The following is a 15,072-nucleotide window of genomic DNA, read 5'->3' on the forward strand; positions in this document are numbered from 1 at the left end:
GTCCCTAATGTCGCCATGTGAATCACCGTCTGCTGCTGGTCCGACATGCCAAGTCCGCGTGGTCGGTCGACGCCACCGACCGGATGCGCCCGCTGTCGGGGCGTGGGCAACGTGACGCCATCGCACTGGGTGTCCTGCTGGCCCGCCGGCAGATCGTGCCCGACCTGGTGTGGTGTTCGCCCGCGGTGCGGGCCTGCCAGACCTGGCAGCACGCGGTCGAGGGTGGCGCCCGGACCGAGCAGCTGACCCACGTCGACGAGTTGTACGAAGCCGACGGGGAGACGCTGGCATCGCTGATCAGCACCGCACCCGCCGAGGCCCGGACCCTGCTGGTGATCGCCCACAACTCCGGGATCGTCGACTGCGTCACCGCCCTGACGAACCGGCGCGGCCCGGCCGAGGCGTGGCGCAGCATCGACCGGAAGTACCCGACCAGCGCCGTCGCCGAGTTGCGCTGCCCGAGCTGGTCCGACCTGGCGCCCGGCACCGCGACCCTCACCGCGTACGACATCCCTCGTGGTTGACCGGGCGAGCTTCCCCGCCCCGCGCCGGCGACTCGCCGACCGCCTGATTCGATAGGTTCTCGTCCATGGCTACACGCAGGATCTTCTCCAACATCCTCGACGCCGTCGTCCGGGTGGCGTCGAGGGAGCTGCGCCGCAGTGCCCGGCGGTCGTCGGGCCGCTCCGACCGCGGTCGCGACGGCGGCGGCGACGACGATCGCCGCCGCCGCGGACACGACGGGGGCTCCGCCACGTACGCCGGCGACTTCACCGGGGTGCCGCAGATGTCGTACGACCCGGAACCCGACGACCGTGCCGATCCGGGTGAGGTGGTGTGGGGCTGGGTCCCGTACGAGGAGGACCATCGCCAGGGCAAGGACCGGCCGGTACTGGTGATCGGCCGCAACGGTGAGCTGGTGCTGGCCCTGCAGATGACCAGCCAGGACCATGATCGTGACGCGGAGCAGGAGGCGTCGGAGGGCCGCTATTGGTTCGACATCGGCACCGGCTCATGGGACCGTCAGGGCCGCCCGAGTGAGGTGCGGACCAACCGGATCCTGCAGCTCCACCCCGACAGCATCCGGCGGGAGGGCGGCCGGGTCAGTCAGCAGGTCTTCGACCAGGTGGCCGCCGAGGTGAGCCGACGGAACTGATCAACACGCATCTGGTCGACACAACTGATCACGACGCAACTGATCAACACCGAACGGATCGACGAGATGCACCAGATGGTTGCCACCGGGCCTGATCAGGTCTAGCGTCACCTCCACGAGCACCTGCGACACCCTCGGCAGGACTTGGCGACAAGGAGTGCCATGCAGCTCATGGAGACGGCCATCCGCCTCGACGCCCAGTGGATCGACTATGTGCTGATCGCGATCTACTTCGCGTTCGTGCTCGGGGTCGGCGTCTTCGCCCGCAGGGGCGTGTCGAACGGCATCGAGTTCTTCCTGGCGGGCCGGTCACTGCCGGCCTGGGTCACCGGCCTCGCCTTCATCTCGGCCAACCTCGGTGCGGTCGAGATCATGGGCATGTCGGCCACGGGCGCCCAGTACGGCTTCCCGACCATGCACTACTTCTGGGTCGGTGCGATCCCCGCCATGCTGTTCCTCGGCGTGGTCATGATGCCGTTCTACTACGGCTCGAAGGTCCGCTCGGTGCCGGAGTTCATGCGGATGCGGTACGGCACCGGCGCCCACCTCGTCAACGCCGTGTCGTTCGCGCTCGCGCAGGTGCTGATCGCCGGTGTCAACCTGTACCTGTTGGGCACGATCGTCAACCGACTGCTGGGCTGGCCGCTGTGGGTGGCGTTGATCGTCGCCGCGGCGATCGTGTTGTCGTACATCACCTTGGGTGGGTTGTCGGCGGCCATCTACAACGAGGTGCTGCAGTTCTTCGTGATCGTCGCGGCGCTGCTGCCGTTGACCTTGATCGGCCTGCACCGGGTCGGCGGCTGGAGCGGCATGCAGGAGCGCATCGCCGGCGACGGGATGCTCGGCGAGGAACAACTCCACACCTGGCCGGGTACGCAGTTGTCCGGCTTCGAGAGCCCGGTGCTGTCGGTGATCGGCATCGTGTTCGGGCTCGGCTTCGTGCTCTCCTTCGGTTACTGGACCACGAACTTCGTCGAGGTGCAGCGGGCGATGGCCTCGAAGAGCATCACCGCGGCCCGGATGACACCGATCATCGGCGCCTTCCCCAAGATGTTCATCCCGTTCATCGTGATCATCCCCGGCATGATCAGTGCGGTGCTGGTCACCGAGCTGGTCGACTTCAAGGCGCTCTACTACAACGAGGGTGAGGCGGCGGCCGCCGAGACCGGCGTCAGCTACAACGACGCCCTGCTGCTGTTGATGCGCGACGTGCTGCCGAACGGGCTGCTGGGCCTGGCGATCGCCGGCCTGCTCGCGGCGTTCATGGCCGGCATGGCGGCCAACGTGTCGGCGTTCAACACCGTGTTCAGCTACGACCTGTGGCAACAGTACGTGGTGAAGGACAAGCCGGACAGCTACTACCTGAAGGTGGGGCGGATCGCCACCATCGCCGCCTGCGTCATCGCGATCTTCACCGCGCTGATCGCGGCGAACTTCGCCAACCTGATGGACTACCTGCAGACCCTGTTCGGGTTCTTCAACGCACCGCTGTTCGCCACGTTCATCCTGGGCATGTTCTGGCGTCGGGCCACCCCGACGGCCGGCTGGCTCGGCCTGGTGTGCGGCACGCTGTCAGCGGTGACGGTCTTCGTGCTGTCGGAGACCGGCGTGATCGACCTGCCCGGACAGGGTGCCGCCTTCCTCGCCGCGAGTGCCGCCTTCGTCGTCGACATCGTGGTGTCGGTCCTGGTGTCACTGGTGACCAAGCCCAAGCCTGCGCACGAACTGCGCGGCCTCGTCTACTCCGAGACCCCGAAGGCCGACCTGGTCGACGAGGAGGAGAAGTCGATGCCGTTCTACCGGCGCCCGGTCCCGATGGCGCTGGTCGCCCTCGGCCTGGTGATCATCCTGAACGTCGTGTTCGCGTGAGGAGTCCGTGATGACCGAGAAGCCAACCGGCACAGAACAAGCCGTCACCCACACCGAGAAGGTGGGCGCCTTCGACATCCGCAACTTCATCGGCGCGTTGATCGGGTTGTATGGGGTGATCCTGCTGATCGTCGGGCTGGTCGGGTTCAGCGAGGAGGAGGCCGCCCGGACCGGCGGCGTCAACGCCAACCTGTGGGCCGGTGTGGCCATGATCGCCTTCGGCCTGGTGTTCCTGGCGTGGGCGAAGCTCAAGCCGTTGGTGGTGAAGGTCGAGGAGGACCCGTCCGGCGAGGCCCCCCGCGACATCGCCGCCGCCGACGAGTGACCAACCCCGACCCGACAGGATGATCGACCCGGTCCGTGCGTGACGGTCCGTACGCGCCAGTCCGTACGGGGCCGGACTCAGGCGTAGAAGCCCTCGCGCAAGGTGATCCGGTGCTCCAGCCACACCTTCATGCCGGCGAGCATGCCCGTCCACCCCTCGCAGTTGCCGAACGCGATCCGTGCGCCCTCGGGGTCGGCACGCCAGGCCGACTCGGTGATCGTGACCAGGGTGCGGGCGTCGTCGTCGATCGGTTCGAACTCGAAGGTGACGGTGTTGTCGGGGCCGACCATGCCGCCCTCGGCCTCCCACCTGATCACCAGCCGCCGGGGCGGGTCGGCCTCGACCACCTGCACCGGGAAGCGACCCGGGAAGTCGTGGAAGTCCCAGCTCACCTCGGCCCCGGGCTCGAGGCGGCCACGCGCGCCACCGGTGGTGAAGTACTTGGACAGTTGGGCGGGATCGGCGACCGCCTCGTACACCTCGGCAACCGGGCGGGCGATCCGCCCCGACACGGAGAAGGACAGTTCGGTGAGCGGCGTCTCGTTCGTTCCGGAGGAAGACATGTGATAAATTTACAACATGTCAGCCGACGGGGTCAAGGGATCCGATGACGATCGCGTCTTCAAGGCCCTGGCCTCGGCGACCCGGCGGCAGATCCTCGATGCCTTGAAGGAGTCCACGCTGACCACCGGCGCCCTGTGTGCCCGGTTCGACGAGCTCGATCGCACCACCGTGCTGCAGCACCTGAGGGTGCTGGAGGACGCCGAGCTGGTCACCGGCCGCAAGGTCGGCCGCGTTCGCCACCTGACCCTCGCCCCGCTCCCGATCAAGCGGATCCATGACCGCTGGATCGGTGAGTACGCCCGCGCCGCGGTGGGGCTGCTGGATGACCTCGACCAAGGGTGAGGCATGCGCGCCGTCCCCCTGCACCAGCAGAACCACGCGATCCGCCGTATTCTGACCCGGATCACACGTACGGAGGCCCTGCCTTGAGCACAGACGACCGCCACCCCGGCCTGTCGATCCTCGACGACGGCGAGGACCAGGCCCCGCAGCGACCCAAGCCCAGACGTCGACGCCGCGGCATCCTGATCCTGGTCGCGGTGCTCGCCGTCTTCCTGGTCGTCCCGATCGCGGTCGTGTCGATCTATGCGGTCAACATCGAGAGCACCTTCACCGGCAACGTCAACCGCGAGCCCGGCCTGACGATCCCGTCGGAGCCCAACCGGCCCGAGAAGCCGGCCGAAGGTGAGAAGGGTGCCGGCTCGGTCAACTTCCTGTTGATGGGATCGGACGACCGCGACGACGGCAACGGTGGCCGCAGCGATGCGCTGATGTTGGTCCACCTCACCGCAGACCGGGACGGCGCCTACATCATCTCCTTCCCCCGTGACCTCTACGTCGACATCCCGGGCCGCGGCAAGAACAAGATCAACGCGGCGTACGCCTTCGGCGGTCCCGTCCTCTCGGCCCGGACGGTGGAGGACCTGCTGGACGTCCACATCGACCACCTGGCACAGATCGACATGGAAGGGTTCATCAACCTCACCACCGAGCTCGGTGGTGTGACGGTGAACAACAAGCACTACTCCAAGTCCGGCAAGTACGAGTTCCCGACCGGCGAGATCACCATCTCCGGCGAGGAGGCCCTGGCCTACGTACGCGAACGCAAGCAGTTGCCACGGGGCGACCTCGACCGGGCCGAGCGGCAACGTCAGGTGGTGCAGGCGATCATGCGCAAGGGCCTCAGCCCCGGGGTGATCAGCAACCCGACCACGTTCACCAACTTCGTGGCCGCCGCCGCCCGCAACATGACCGTCGACGACCGGCTCACCGACCAGGAGATCCGGAAGCTGGCGCTCGGCCTGCGGATGACGCCGAACGACGTGGTCACCCTCGAGGTGCCGACCAAGGGCACCGGAACGGCCGGGTCGATGAGCATCGTGGTCCCCGACGAAGCGGGCATCGCCACGCTGGCCACCCACGTCCGGGAGGACACGCTCTCGGACTACAACCCGTGACGCCCCGGGGATGACGACCCCCGATCCACCCGCACGGCCGTTCAGCCGGGAGCGTCCGCCAACGGTGCCATGTCGACGCTCACGTCCATGGTCGACGACGTCGACGTCGCGTAGATGACCCCACGGACCGGAGCGACGTCACCGTAGTCACGACCCCAGGCCACGGTCGCGTGGGACTCGTCGCAGGCCCGGTCATTCGTCGGATCTAGGTGCCACCACCGGCCCGCGCGGCCTTCCCGACCGGGGATCCACACCGCCACCCAGGCGTGGCTGGCGTCGGCACCCACCAGGCGCGGCTTGCCCGGCGGGGGCCGGGTGGCCAGGTAGCCACTGACGTACCGGGCGGCCAGCCCTTGGCTGCGCAGGCAGCTGATCATGACCTGGGCGAAGTCCTGGCAGACGCCCTGCCGGGCGGCGAACACGTCGGGCACCGAGGTGGTGACCGTCGTCGTCCCGGATCGGTACGCGAAGTCGGCGTGGATCCGGCTGTTCAGGTCGAGCAACGCCTCGGCCACCGGCCGCCCCTTGGTGAAGCTCTCCGCCGCGTAGGCGTACGACTCGTCGACGACGTCGATCCGGGGCGAGGCGAGCACGAAGTCGTAGGCACGCCAGGCCTTGGGCCCGCCGCCACCGGCACCCGGCCGCGCCTGCTCCCACGGTGTCCCGGCCAACTCCGGTGGCAGCGGTCGGTCCGCCACCGAACAGTCGGTCCTGGCGGTGATCACCAGCTCACGGTGGGGCTCGGTCACCTGGAAGTTCGACACCTGGTTGCCGTACACGTCGCGACGCACCGACACCCGTTCGGCGGGCGGACTCAAGGTCACCTGATGATCATGGACCGGCTGCCAGGCCAGCGTCCGGGGTCGCAGGTGGTAGGTGCCGTGGCTGGTCGTGACCTCACCGCCGTGGTACCGGTACGTGGTGACGTGGGTGATCCGGTAGTGCCGGGTGGTCACTCCTCCTCCTCGTCGTCGAAGGAGATGGACCGGGGCTGCAACGGCCGGCGCAGGTACTGCTCGTCGATGGCTCCCGACAGCGCACGCAGTGCCTCGTGGACCCCGGCCAGCCACTCCTCGAGCCCGACCCGGATGGATCCACCCGTGCCCGACTCGCCCTCGCCCGTCCACACCTCGGGATGGGGGCCGTCACCGACCCGCTCGATCAACGCCTCCACCAACCGCAGCGGTCGGGCCGTCGACGGGGTGTGCGGCAACGCCTCGAGCCGACGCCGGATCCGCTGCAGCTGGTAGGCCACCGAGCGCGGGTTGTGGGGGTCGCGCACCAGCAGTTCCATGACGTCGGCGCGGGCGTAGCCACGCGGGTAGCGCCGCCGGAACGTGACCACGCTCTCGGCGGCCAGCAGGGCGGCCGAGACGACCTGGTCCTCCACCTCGCGACTGCGCCGGGCGACCAGCGTGGAGCGGAGCAGCGCCACGACCTGCTGTGCCCGTTCGACCCCTCGACCGATGTCGAGCAGGTGCCAGCCGGCGTCGTGGACCATGTTCTCGCTGGTGATGCCGGTCAGCGCCAACAGCCCGGACAGGATCCGCTCGGCCGAGTCGGCCAGCTGGTTGCCACGGTCGAGCCGGGCCGCCCGCAGGGCGGTCACCGCCCGGTCGATGCCGGCGAGCACCATCCACACGTCGTCGCTGAGTTGATCACGTACCCCTTGTGCCGCGAACGTCAACGCCTGCAGGGATCGCGCGACCGTCCCCGGCCGGTCGACGTCGAGCACCACGTCGCGCAGCTCGGCCAACGGTTCGGGGTCGTCGTGCACGAATCCGGGGTAGGTGGCGCTGAGGTGGGTGATCGCCTGCAGCAGCACCGCCAGGGCGCCGTCGGGGTCCACCGCGAAGTCGGCCTCGACCGCCACGTGTCGGACCGACAGCACCAACCGCAACAGGTCCTCGGCGCGCTCGGCGTACCGGCCCATCCAGTACAGGTCGTCCAGCACGCGTGGCACCAACGCCTCGCGGGCGTGCGGGCCGGCGACCGGCAGCAGGTCGTCGTCGGGGAGCTCCACCGCGTCCGGGGTCGCCCCGGCGGGGCTGACCACCCAGACGTCCTTGGTACGGCGTTGCCGTCCGGGCAGGCGGTCGTCGGGGACGTCCGGGCTGACCTGGGCGAGCCCACCCACCATCGCGACGTACGAGGGCCCTCGTCGTACCGTGAAGTTGCGCATCACCACGTGGCCGGGGATCAGGTTGTCGTCGTCGCCGTCGGTCACGTCGGCGGCCATCGCCGGCGCGGACGACAGCGAGAGCAGTTCCTGGCCCACGAACCGGTGCGGCTCGGCGAGCACCCGCTCCCGCAGCGCCTCCCGCTCGGTCCGCCCCAGCTCCGACCCGACCACCCGTGGCCCGTCGGACCGGTTCACCGACCTGATCACCAGCTGGTCGAGGTTGGCGAGCACCTCGATGCGGGAGGTCTCGTCGCCGCACCACCAGGTCTTCACCGACGGCAACCGCAGCTCCTCCCCCAACAGCTCGCGGCACAGCTGTGGCAGGTACGGGTAGAGCGCCGGGTTCTCCAGCACCCCCGAGCCGAGCGAGTTCACCACCGACACCGTGCCCGCCCGGACGCAGTCGACCAGCCCGGTGACCCCGAGCTTGGAACCGCGACGCAGCTCCAGCGGGTCGGCCCAGTCGGCGTCGATCCGGCGCCAGATCACGTCCACCGGTTCCTGCCGGTCAACCGATTCGAGCCACACCCGGCCGTCGCGCACGACCAGGTCGTCCCCCTCGACCAGCGGGAAGCCCAGCAGGGAGGCGAGGAACGCCTGGTCGAACGACGTCTCGGAGTGGGCACCGGGGCTGAGCACCACGACCCGTGGATCCTCGACCGAGGTCGGGGCGGCGTCGACCAGGCCCATCCGGACATGGTGGAAGAACGGGGTCAACCGGAACAGGTGGGCCGAGTGGTACAGCTCGGGCAGCACCCGCGAGATCACCCGTCGGTTCTGCATCGCGTACCCGGCCCCCGACGGTGCCTGGGTGCGGTCGGCGAACACCTGCCAGCCGCCGTCGGCGCCGCGGCCCAGGTCGGTGCCGGTGAGCAGCAACTGGTGGGCGCTGGGGGCTGCCTCCCCCACCAGCGGCCGCAGGTACTCCGCGTGTCCGAACACCGTCAGCGGCGGCAGCAGTCCGTCGGCCAGCAGCCGCTGCTCGGTGTAGACGTCGGTCAGGATGCGGCTCAGCAGTTCGGCGCGTTGTGCCAGCCCGCGTTCCAGGTGGCGCCACTCACCCGCGTCGACCACCAGGGGCAGCGGGTCCAGCCGCCACGGCTCCGAATCCGACAGCGCCGGCTGGTCGGCGTCCCCGACCGGGCCCGGCCCCAGCAGGCCCGGCCCCCGGGTCGGGGTGTAGGTGACGCCGTCGTCCTCGAGCAGCCGGGCCACGTCGTCGGCCAGCCGGGTCAGCTCGGCGTCCTCGAGCTCCTCGAACCGACCGAGCAGTGCCTCCCAGCCCGGGCGTACGGTCCCGTCGTCGGTCAACGACTCGTCGTGACCGCCGGCGGGCTGGTAACTCGTGTCCGTCATGATCGCGATGGGCCCCGACCGGGGGTCCGGACCTTCCGGACGGCGGCCGAGCCCTCAGTAACGGTACTGCTCCGACTTGTACGGCCCGGCGACCGGGATGCCGAGGTAGTCCGCCTGCTTCTGGCTGAGCTCGGTGAGCTCGACCCCCAACGCCGGCAGGTGCAGCCGCGCCACCAGCTCGTCGAGGTGCTTGGGCAGCACGTACACCCCGGTCGGATACTCCGCGGTGCGGGTGTAGAGCTCGATCTGCGCCAACACCTGGTTGGTGAACGAGTTGCTCATCACGAAGCTCGGGTGTCCGGTGGCGTTGCCGAGGTTCATCAGGCGTCCTTCGGACAGCACGATGATCGAGTGCGGTGCGGGCCCGTCGGCGTCGAACACCCACTCGTCGACCTGCGGCTTGATGGTGACCCGCTTGGCGCCGCTGCGCTGCAACCCGGCCATGTCGATCTCGTTGTCGAAGTGGCCGATGTTGGCGACGATCGCCTGGTGCTTCATCTGCTTCATCGCGTCGATGCCGATCACGTCCAGGCAGCCCGTCGCGGTGACGAAGATGTCGGCGTACGGCAGCGCCTGGGACAGCGTGGTGACCTGGTAGCCGTCCATCGCCGCCTGCAGCGCACAGATCGGGTCGATCTCGGTGACGATCACCCGGGCTCCCTGCCCACGCAGGGATTCCGCACATCCCTTGCCGACGTCGCCGTACCCGCAGACGACCGCGACCTTACCGCCGATCAGCACGTCGACGGCCCGGTTCAGCCCGTCGACCAGGGAGTGGCGGCAGCCGTACCGGTTGTCGAACTTCGACTTGGTGACCGCGTCGTTGACGTTGATCGCCGGGAACAGCAGGGTCTGGTTGCGCTGCCGCTCGTACAGCCGCATCACCCCGGTGGTGGTCTCCTCGGTGACGCCGCGCAACCCGTTGGCGATCGCGACCCAGTCCACGGTCCTGTCGGCGATCGAGGCGGCGAGCACCCGCAGCACCTCGGCGTACTCCTCGGAGTCGTCGGGCCCCGCCGCCGGCACCTCGCCGGCCTTGCTGAACTCGACGCCGAGGTGGACCAACATGGTCGCGTCCCCACCGTCGTCCAGGATCATCGTGGGCAGCTCGTCACCCCAGTCGAGGATCTGCTGGGTGCACCACCAGTACTCCTCCAGCGTCTCGCCCTTCCAGGCGAACACGGGCACCCCGGCCGGCTCCTCGGGCGTCCCGGTGCCGACCACGATCGCGGCGGCGGCATGGTCCTGGGTGGAGAAGATGTTGCAGCTCGCCCAGCGCACGTCCGCGCCGAGGGCGACCAAGGTCTCGATCAGCACCGCGGTCTGCACCGTCATGTGCAGCGACCCGGCGATCCGCGCCCCGGCGAGTGGCTTGCTGTCCCCGTACTGCTCCCGCATCGCCATCAGGCCCGGCATCTCGTGCTCGGCCAGCCGGATCTCCCGCCGTCCGAAATCGGCCAGCGACAGGTCTGCCACGCGAAAGTCCATGCTTCATCTCCTGAGTTCTGCGGTCACCGGCAGGCTACCCGTCCGGCCGAGTCGTCCCGGCACACGTTCCCCGGGCCATGGCACAGGTTGCTCGGTCCGGCACAGGTTGCTCGCCATGGCACAGGTTGCCTGCCATCGCACAGGTTGCCCGCCATCGCACAGGTTGCCGGCTCCGGAAACGTGTGTCGCAACGAGGAACCTGTGCGACTGCGAGAAGTGGTGCCGTGAGACGGCGGTGGCCCTACCCCGACCAGGCGGCGAGCCGTACGGACCGGGCCGCGCGTCAGTCGTCGGAGTCGGGGTCGAAGACGTCGTCGACGGCCGTGACGGTCGGCCGGAGCTTGCGGACCCGGTTCTCCTGCCTACGGGTCCGCATCGCGACGGACGCGAGGGCGAGCTCGTAGCCCTCCAGACCGAGTCCGGCGATGACACCGGTCACCACCGGCGAGACGACGGACCTGTGGCGGAACTCCTCGCGGGCGTGGATGTTGGACAGGTGCACCTCGATCACGGTGTTGGTGCACTGCGCCACGGCATCGGCGATCGCGATGTTGAAGTGGCTCCAGGCGGCCGGGTTGATGACCACCGGCACGTCGGCGTCGGCGGCGGCATGCAGCCAGCTGATCATCTCGGCCTCGGCATCGGTCTGTCGCACGTCGACCAACAACCCCAGCTGCGCACCACGCCGGGCCAACCGGTCGGCCAGTTCGTCGTGGGTGGTGGTCCCGTACACCTCCGGTTGGCGTCGACCCAACCGACCGAGGTTCGGTCCGTTCAGGACCAGCACGTACCTGGCGTCGTCAGTGCTCACGACCGCACATTCTGTCAGATGGGTGGGCCCCGACCGACGAACAGGCCGTCAGCTCCGCCCGGCCACCGGCGCGTCCTCCCCCGGCGCCGGCGACTCAGCCGCCATGGCGTCCGAGACCGACGGCCAGGTACGCGACCCCGTACCGCCCGAGCTGGAGCAGCCCGGCGTACCGGGACAGCTCGTCACCCTCGTCGTGCTGCACCACCGACACCCGGACGTCCTGCCGGTCGGCGGCCGCGGTGAGCCCGATCCGGGCCGCCGCGACGCCCTCGTCGGCCGCCCCGTCGTCGAACACCACCAGCACGGGCCGGGAACTGGCGCTGTCCTCGAACGGGTCGGCGAACGGATCACGGACGGCTGCCTGCTCGATCACCGGCAACAGGGCCTCGGCGTCGGCGGCGAGCGCGGGACGCCCGGAGACCGACCGGAACCCCTCGGCGGTACGCCGGGCCGCCCGTGCGGCGAGGGTCGAGCCACCCCACACCAGTGGGGTGGCGTCGGCCAGCACCAGCGCCAGGTCCTTGCCCGGGTTGGTGGCCAGGTCGACATGTGGGGAGGAACGCCGGGCGACGTCGTCGAGCACGTCGGCGATCAGCTCGGGGTGGACGGCCGGCCCCAGCCCGAGTCGATGGAGGGCGGCGCAGGTGATCACCGCCGCGGCCAGGTTGTCGCCGGTCCGAGCCGTCAGGAAGGTGGTCCCCGACGACTGGGCGTGGTCGACCAGCGGGGAGTCGTCGGCGCAGGTGACGAGCAACCGGGCCCCACGCCGTACGGCTTCGTGTGCGGTCGCGATGAGCTGCGACTGCCCGCGGGCGGCGTCGTCAAGCACATCCGGCGACTGCGGGGCGAGCACCACGACCAGGTCGAGCGGCCCGACCCAGCCCGGCAGTCCGGCCGAGGGCCATGCGACGAACGGCACCGGGCAGACCGGCTCCAGCAGACCGCGCACGAGCCGGGCCTCGGGACCCACCGCGACCACGGCGCGCGGTCGGTCAGCCGCGTCCAACCCGCTGATCGCCCCCTCGCTGGCCTCGCACTCGATCCGGACCCGCCCGCCGGCCTCGGCCAGGTGGCGCAGCACGGGATCGGCGGCCGCCAGGGTCCGTTCGTCCTCGAGCCGGTAGTCGTCGAAGTCGGTCATGGCGCAAAGTCTGCCGCGTGGACGCGGTGCACGCAGCCCGGGGCCGTCGGGGGTTCCGTGACCGGGACGGTCCCCGACGCCACCACGGCCTGATCAGCCGGCTCGGGTCCGCCGTGCCTCGTCGACCAGCAGCACCGGGATCTGGTCACGGACCGGGTAGGCCAGCGCACAGTCGGGTGCGGTGCAGATCAGCTCGTCGCGGTCATTATCAACAGCCAGCGCGGCATGGCACTGCGGACAGACCAGGATCTCCAGGAGTTCGGGCTTCAGTTCGACGGCCATGATCATTCCTTCCCGGGCTCGTGGCGGGCCACGATGGCCAGCACTTCGTCCCGCAACTGTTCGACGGTGGCTCGGTCCGGTGCCTCGATGTTCAACCGGAGCAGGGGTTCGGTGTTGCTCGGTCGCAGGTTGACCCACCAGTCCTCACCGTGGACCATCAGGCCGTCCTCGTGGCCGACGGTACCGCGCGACGCGAACGCCTCGGCGACCTCGGCCATGCAGCTGGCCGCGTCGACCACGGTGGAGTTGATCTCCCCCGATGCCTCGTACCGGGTGAAGTCGGCCACCAGGTCCGACAGTGGGCGGGTGTCGCGGCCGGCCAGGTTCAGGGTGTGCAGGGCCGCCAACATGCCGGTGTCGGCACCCCAGAAGTCGCGGAAGTAGTAGTGCGCGGAGTGCTCGCCACCGAACACCGCACCGTGCTGGGCCATCGCGGACTTCACGTACGTGTGGCCGACCCGGGAGACCACGACGGTGCCGCCGTGTTCGGCGACGATCTCGGCGACCGCCCGGGAGGTGATGGTGTTGGTGACGATCGTGCCCCCGGGTTCCCGGTCGAGTTCCTGGGCGGCGATCACCGCGGTCAGCGTCGACGGGTTCACCACCTCGCCACGCTCGTCGATGATGAAGCACCGATCCGCGTCGCCGTCGAACACCAACGCCAGGTCCGCGTCGTGCTCGCGGACCGCGGCCTGGGCGTCGCGCAGGTTCGCCGGCTCCAGCGGGTTGGGCTGGTGGTTGGGGAAGCTGCCGTCCGGGTCGGTGTACAGCCCGATCAACTCGGCGTCGATGTCGGCGAACACCGCCGGCAGGGTCAGCCCGGCCATGCCGTTGCCGGCGTCGGCTACGACCCGGAGGCGACGGATGCCGGACAGGTCGACCAGCGAGTGCAGGTGCGCGGCGTACGCCTCGAGCAGGTCCCGCTGCTCGACCCGACCGGCCTGATCGGCGGTTTCCGGTGCCGGCGCGTCGGCCAGCGACGCCAACCGCGACAGGTGTTCCGGGTCGACCGGCTGGGCCCCGGGCCGACAGAACTTGATCCCGTTCCACTGCCCGGGGTTGTGGCTCGCGGTGAACATCGCTCCGGGCCGGTCCAGACTGCCCGAGGCGAACCACAGCAGGTCGGTGCTGGCCAGTCCGATGTCGATCACGTCGACACCGCGACTGGTGACGCCGGCGGCGAACGCAGCCGCCAGCTCGGGGCTGGAGGTACGCATGTCACGCCCGATCACGAGCTCGGGTCCGCCGGGCGTCAGCCCCAGCACGTCCACCCAGTGTGCACCGAGCAGCCGGGCACCTGCTGCGTCCCACTGCCGGTCGGCGCCGGAGACGATGCCACGGATGTCGTTGGCCTTGAAGATGTCTGGTGCGAGCACCGCGCCAGCCTAGCCGTTCAGGCGGTGGTGCCGGGACGGACCGAGGCGGGGTCAGCCAACATCCGCAGGTGCCCGCGACGCCGTACCTCAACCATCCGTTCGGCCTCGGGTGCCCCGGCTGCCGGCCCGGCGTCGTTGGTGGTGCGTTCCTCGTACGAGAAGCCGACCTCACGCACGGCGTCGGCGAGCGCGAGCAGGTCGTCGGTGGACGGCTCCGGGTCGGCGTCGGCCGAGCTGATCCGGATCACCTCCCAGCCACGGGGTGCCGACAGCGACGTCGCGTGGCGCCGGCACAGGTCGTACGTGTGTGGCTCCGGCCGGGTGGCCAACGGGCCGAGCACCGCCGTGGAGTCGGTGTAGACGTACGTGAGTGTCTGTACCGCCGACAGCGAGCAGCCGGACTTCGAGCAGGGTCGGGACCTCACGCGGGTGACGCTACCGCCGCCCGACGGCTTCCCCGGGGATCCCACGCCGAGGCCGCCCCGGGTCGCTGCCGACGGCCGGGCCTGCCGCGAGCTGGCGATGCGGTCGCCGTGCACGACCGCGAGCGCGAGCGACGCAGGGTCGGCGTCGTCGTGTCCACGGTCGGGCCGGTGCGGCGTACGCTGGCAGGCGTGGCGACCCGACATCGTGACCTCCGCGGCCGCGGCATCCGTGGCCCGTTGGCGCGCCCCAATCCGTGGACCGGGGAGCCGGTCCCGGTCCCGCGTCCACCGCAGCGCGGGTCGTTGTTCGACCGGGCGGTGACCGAGGCCGTCGCCCGCGTGCGGCGCCACTGCCCCGAGGCCGTGGTGGGCGTCACGATCGGGGTCGAGGAGGTCCCGCCGCCGCAGGCGCCGTGGGCGACCAGCCAGGTGCCACTCGCCGCGGCGGTCGAGGCAACCGCCGGCACCGCCGCCCAGGTCGTCATCTACCGCCGGCCGTTGGAGCACCGTGCCGCCTCCCGACGCGGCCTGCGCATCCTGGTCCACCGAACCCTGGTCGAACAGCTGGCGGCCCTGACCGGACGCTCGATCTCCGACCTCGACCCGATCGGCTTCGCCGACGAGGACGACGACGACTGAC

General features: G+C 70.0%; 15 protein-coding genes and 1 pseudogene. 7 read left to right on the forward strand and 9 right to left on the reverse strand.

Annotated features, from left to right (window positions below):
* Nucleotides 1-17 precede the first annotated feature (17 nt).
* The 4 genes from ACQBAU_RS14015 (at nucleotide 18) to ACQBAU_RS14030 (ending at nucleotide 3,350) form a co-directional block, all read left to right on the forward strand.
* Nucleotides 18-524, forward strand: coding sequence for a SixA phosphatase family protein (locus ACQBAU_RS14015; RefSeq protein WP_465255964.1), 507 nt, complete (start codon nucleotides 18-20; stop codon nucleotides 522-524).
* 65 nt (nucleotides 525-589) lie between these two features.
* A complete protein-coding gene (locus tag ACQBAU_RS14020) occupies nucleotides 590-1,156 on the forward strand; it encodes a type II toxin-antitoxin system PemK/MazF family toxin (protein WP_465255965.1) in 567 nt (188 codons plus the stop codon).
* A 171-nt stretch (nucleotides 1,157-1,327) separates the two neighbouring features.
* Complete coding sequence (locus ACQBAU_RS14025) at nucleotides 1,328-3,025, forward strand: sodium:solute symporter family protein (RefSeq protein WP_434548483.1); 1,698 nt, start codon at nucleotides 1,328-1,330, stop codon at nucleotides 3,023-3,025.
* A gap of 10 nt (nucleotides 3,026-3,035) precedes the next feature.
* Nucleotides 3,036-3,350, forward strand: a complete 315-nt coding sequence (locus ACQBAU_RS14030; RefSeq protein WP_434548428.1) for a hypothetical protein — start codon at nucleotides 3,036-3,038, stop codon at nucleotides 3,348-3,350.
* Nucleotides 3,351-3,427: 77 nt separating this feature from the next.
* On the opposite strand, the gene ACQBAU_RS14035 is transcribed toward ACQBAU_RS14030, so the two are convergent.
* A complete protein-coding gene (locus ACQBAU_RS14035; protein WP_465255966.1) occupies nucleotides 3,428-3,913 on the reverse strand; it encodes an SRPBCC family protein in 486 nt (161 codons plus the stop codon).
* A 16-nt stretch (nucleotides 3,914-3,929) separates the two neighbouring features.
* Between ACQBAU_RS14035 and ACQBAU_RS14040 the strand changes: the two genes are divergently transcribed.
* Together ACQBAU_RS14040 and ACQBAU_RS14045 are read left to right on the forward strand one after the other, a co-directional pair.
* Nucleotides 3,930-4,256 (forward strand): ArsR/SmtB family transcription factor, encoded by a 327-nt coding sequence (locus tag ACQBAU_RS14040; RefSeq protein ID WP_465255967.1) that lies wholly within the window; start codon nucleotides 3,930-3,932, stop codon nucleotides 4,254-4,256.
* Nucleotides 4,257-4,339: 83 nt separating this feature from the next.
* Entirely contained in the window at nucleotides 4,340-5,371 is a 1,032-nt protein-coding gene (locus ACQBAU_RS14045; RefSeq protein WP_434548425.1) for an LCP family protein, read from the forward strand.
* A gap of 41 nt (nucleotides 5,372-5,412) precedes the next feature.
* On the opposite strand, the gene ACQBAU_RS14050 is transcribed toward ACQBAU_RS14045, so the two are convergent.
* The 8 genes and pseudogenes from ACQBAU_RS14050 to ACQBAU_RS14085 form a co-directional block, all read right to left on the reverse strand.
* A complete protein-coding gene (locus ACQBAU_RS14050) occupies nucleotides 5,413-6,327 on the reverse strand; it encodes a transglutaminase family protein (protein WP_434548424.1) in 915 nt (304 codons plus the stop codon).
* Nucleotides 6,324-8,909: a circularly permuted type 2 ATP-grasp protein gene (locus ACQBAU_RS14055; protein ID WP_434548423.1), complete on the reverse strand. Its 2,586-nt coding sequence runs from the start codon at nucleotides 8,907-8,909 to the stop codon at nucleotides 6,324-6,326. The genes ACQBAU_RS14050 and ACQBAU_RS14055 overlap by 4 nt, the downstream gene beginning before the upstream one ends.
* 54 nt (nucleotides 8,910-8,963) lie before the next feature.
* A complete protein-coding gene (gene ahcY / locus ACQBAU_RS14060; protein ID WP_434548422.1) occupies nucleotides 8,964-10,397 on the reverse strand; it encodes an adenosylhomocysteinase in 1,434 nt (477 codons plus the stop codon).
* A gap of 376 nt (nucleotides 10,398-10,773) precedes the next feature.
* A pseudogene (gene aroQ, locus ACQBAU_RS14065) lies at nucleotides 10,774-11,208 on the reverse strand (type II 3-dehydroquinate dehydratase); the annotation flags it as partial.
* 94 nt (nucleotides 11,209-11,302) lie between these two features.
* Nucleotides 11,303-12,349: an SIS domain-containing protein gene (locus ACQBAU_RS14070; RefSeq protein WP_465255968.1), complete on the reverse strand. Its 1,047-nt coding sequence runs from the start codon at nucleotides 12,347-12,349 to the stop codon at nucleotides 11,303-11,305.
* 93 nt (nucleotides 12,350-12,442) lie between these two features.
* Nucleotides 12,443-12,631, reverse strand: coding sequence for a Trm112 family protein (locus tag ACQBAU_RS14075; protein WP_465255969.1), 189 nt, complete (start codon nucleotides 12,629-12,631; stop codon nucleotides 12,443-12,445).
* 2 nt (nucleotides 12,632-12,633) lie between these two features.
* A complete protein-coding gene (locus tag ACQBAU_RS14080; RefSeq protein WP_465255970.1) occupies nucleotides 12,634-14,007 on the reverse strand; it encodes a phosphohexomutase domain-containing protein in 1,374 nt (457 codons plus the stop codon).
* A 17-nt stretch (nucleotides 14,008-14,024) separates the two neighbouring features.
* Nucleotides 14,025-14,432: a DUF3499 domain-containing protein gene (locus tag ACQBAU_RS14085; RefSeq protein ID WP_465255971.1), complete on the reverse strand. Its 408-nt coding sequence runs from the start codon at nucleotides 14,430-14,432 to the stop codon at nucleotides 14,025-14,027.
* 189 nt (nucleotides 14,433-14,621) lie between these two features.
* Here ACQBAU_RS14085 and ACQBAU_RS14090 point away from each other — a divergent pair, with 189 nt between their 5' ends.
* Nucleotides 14,622-15,071, forward strand: a complete 450-nt coding sequence (locus ACQBAU_RS14090; protein WP_465255972.1) for a metallopeptidase family protein — start codon at nucleotides 14,622-14,624, stop codon at nucleotides 15,069-15,071.
* Nucleotide 15,072: the final 1 nt, after the last annotated feature.

The organism is Carbonicoccus niuqiaonis, assembly GCF_050157065.1.
In the GTDB taxonomy this organism is placed as follows: Bacteria; Actinomycetota; Actinomycetes; order Propionibacteriales; family Propionibacteriaceae; genus Avipropionibacterium.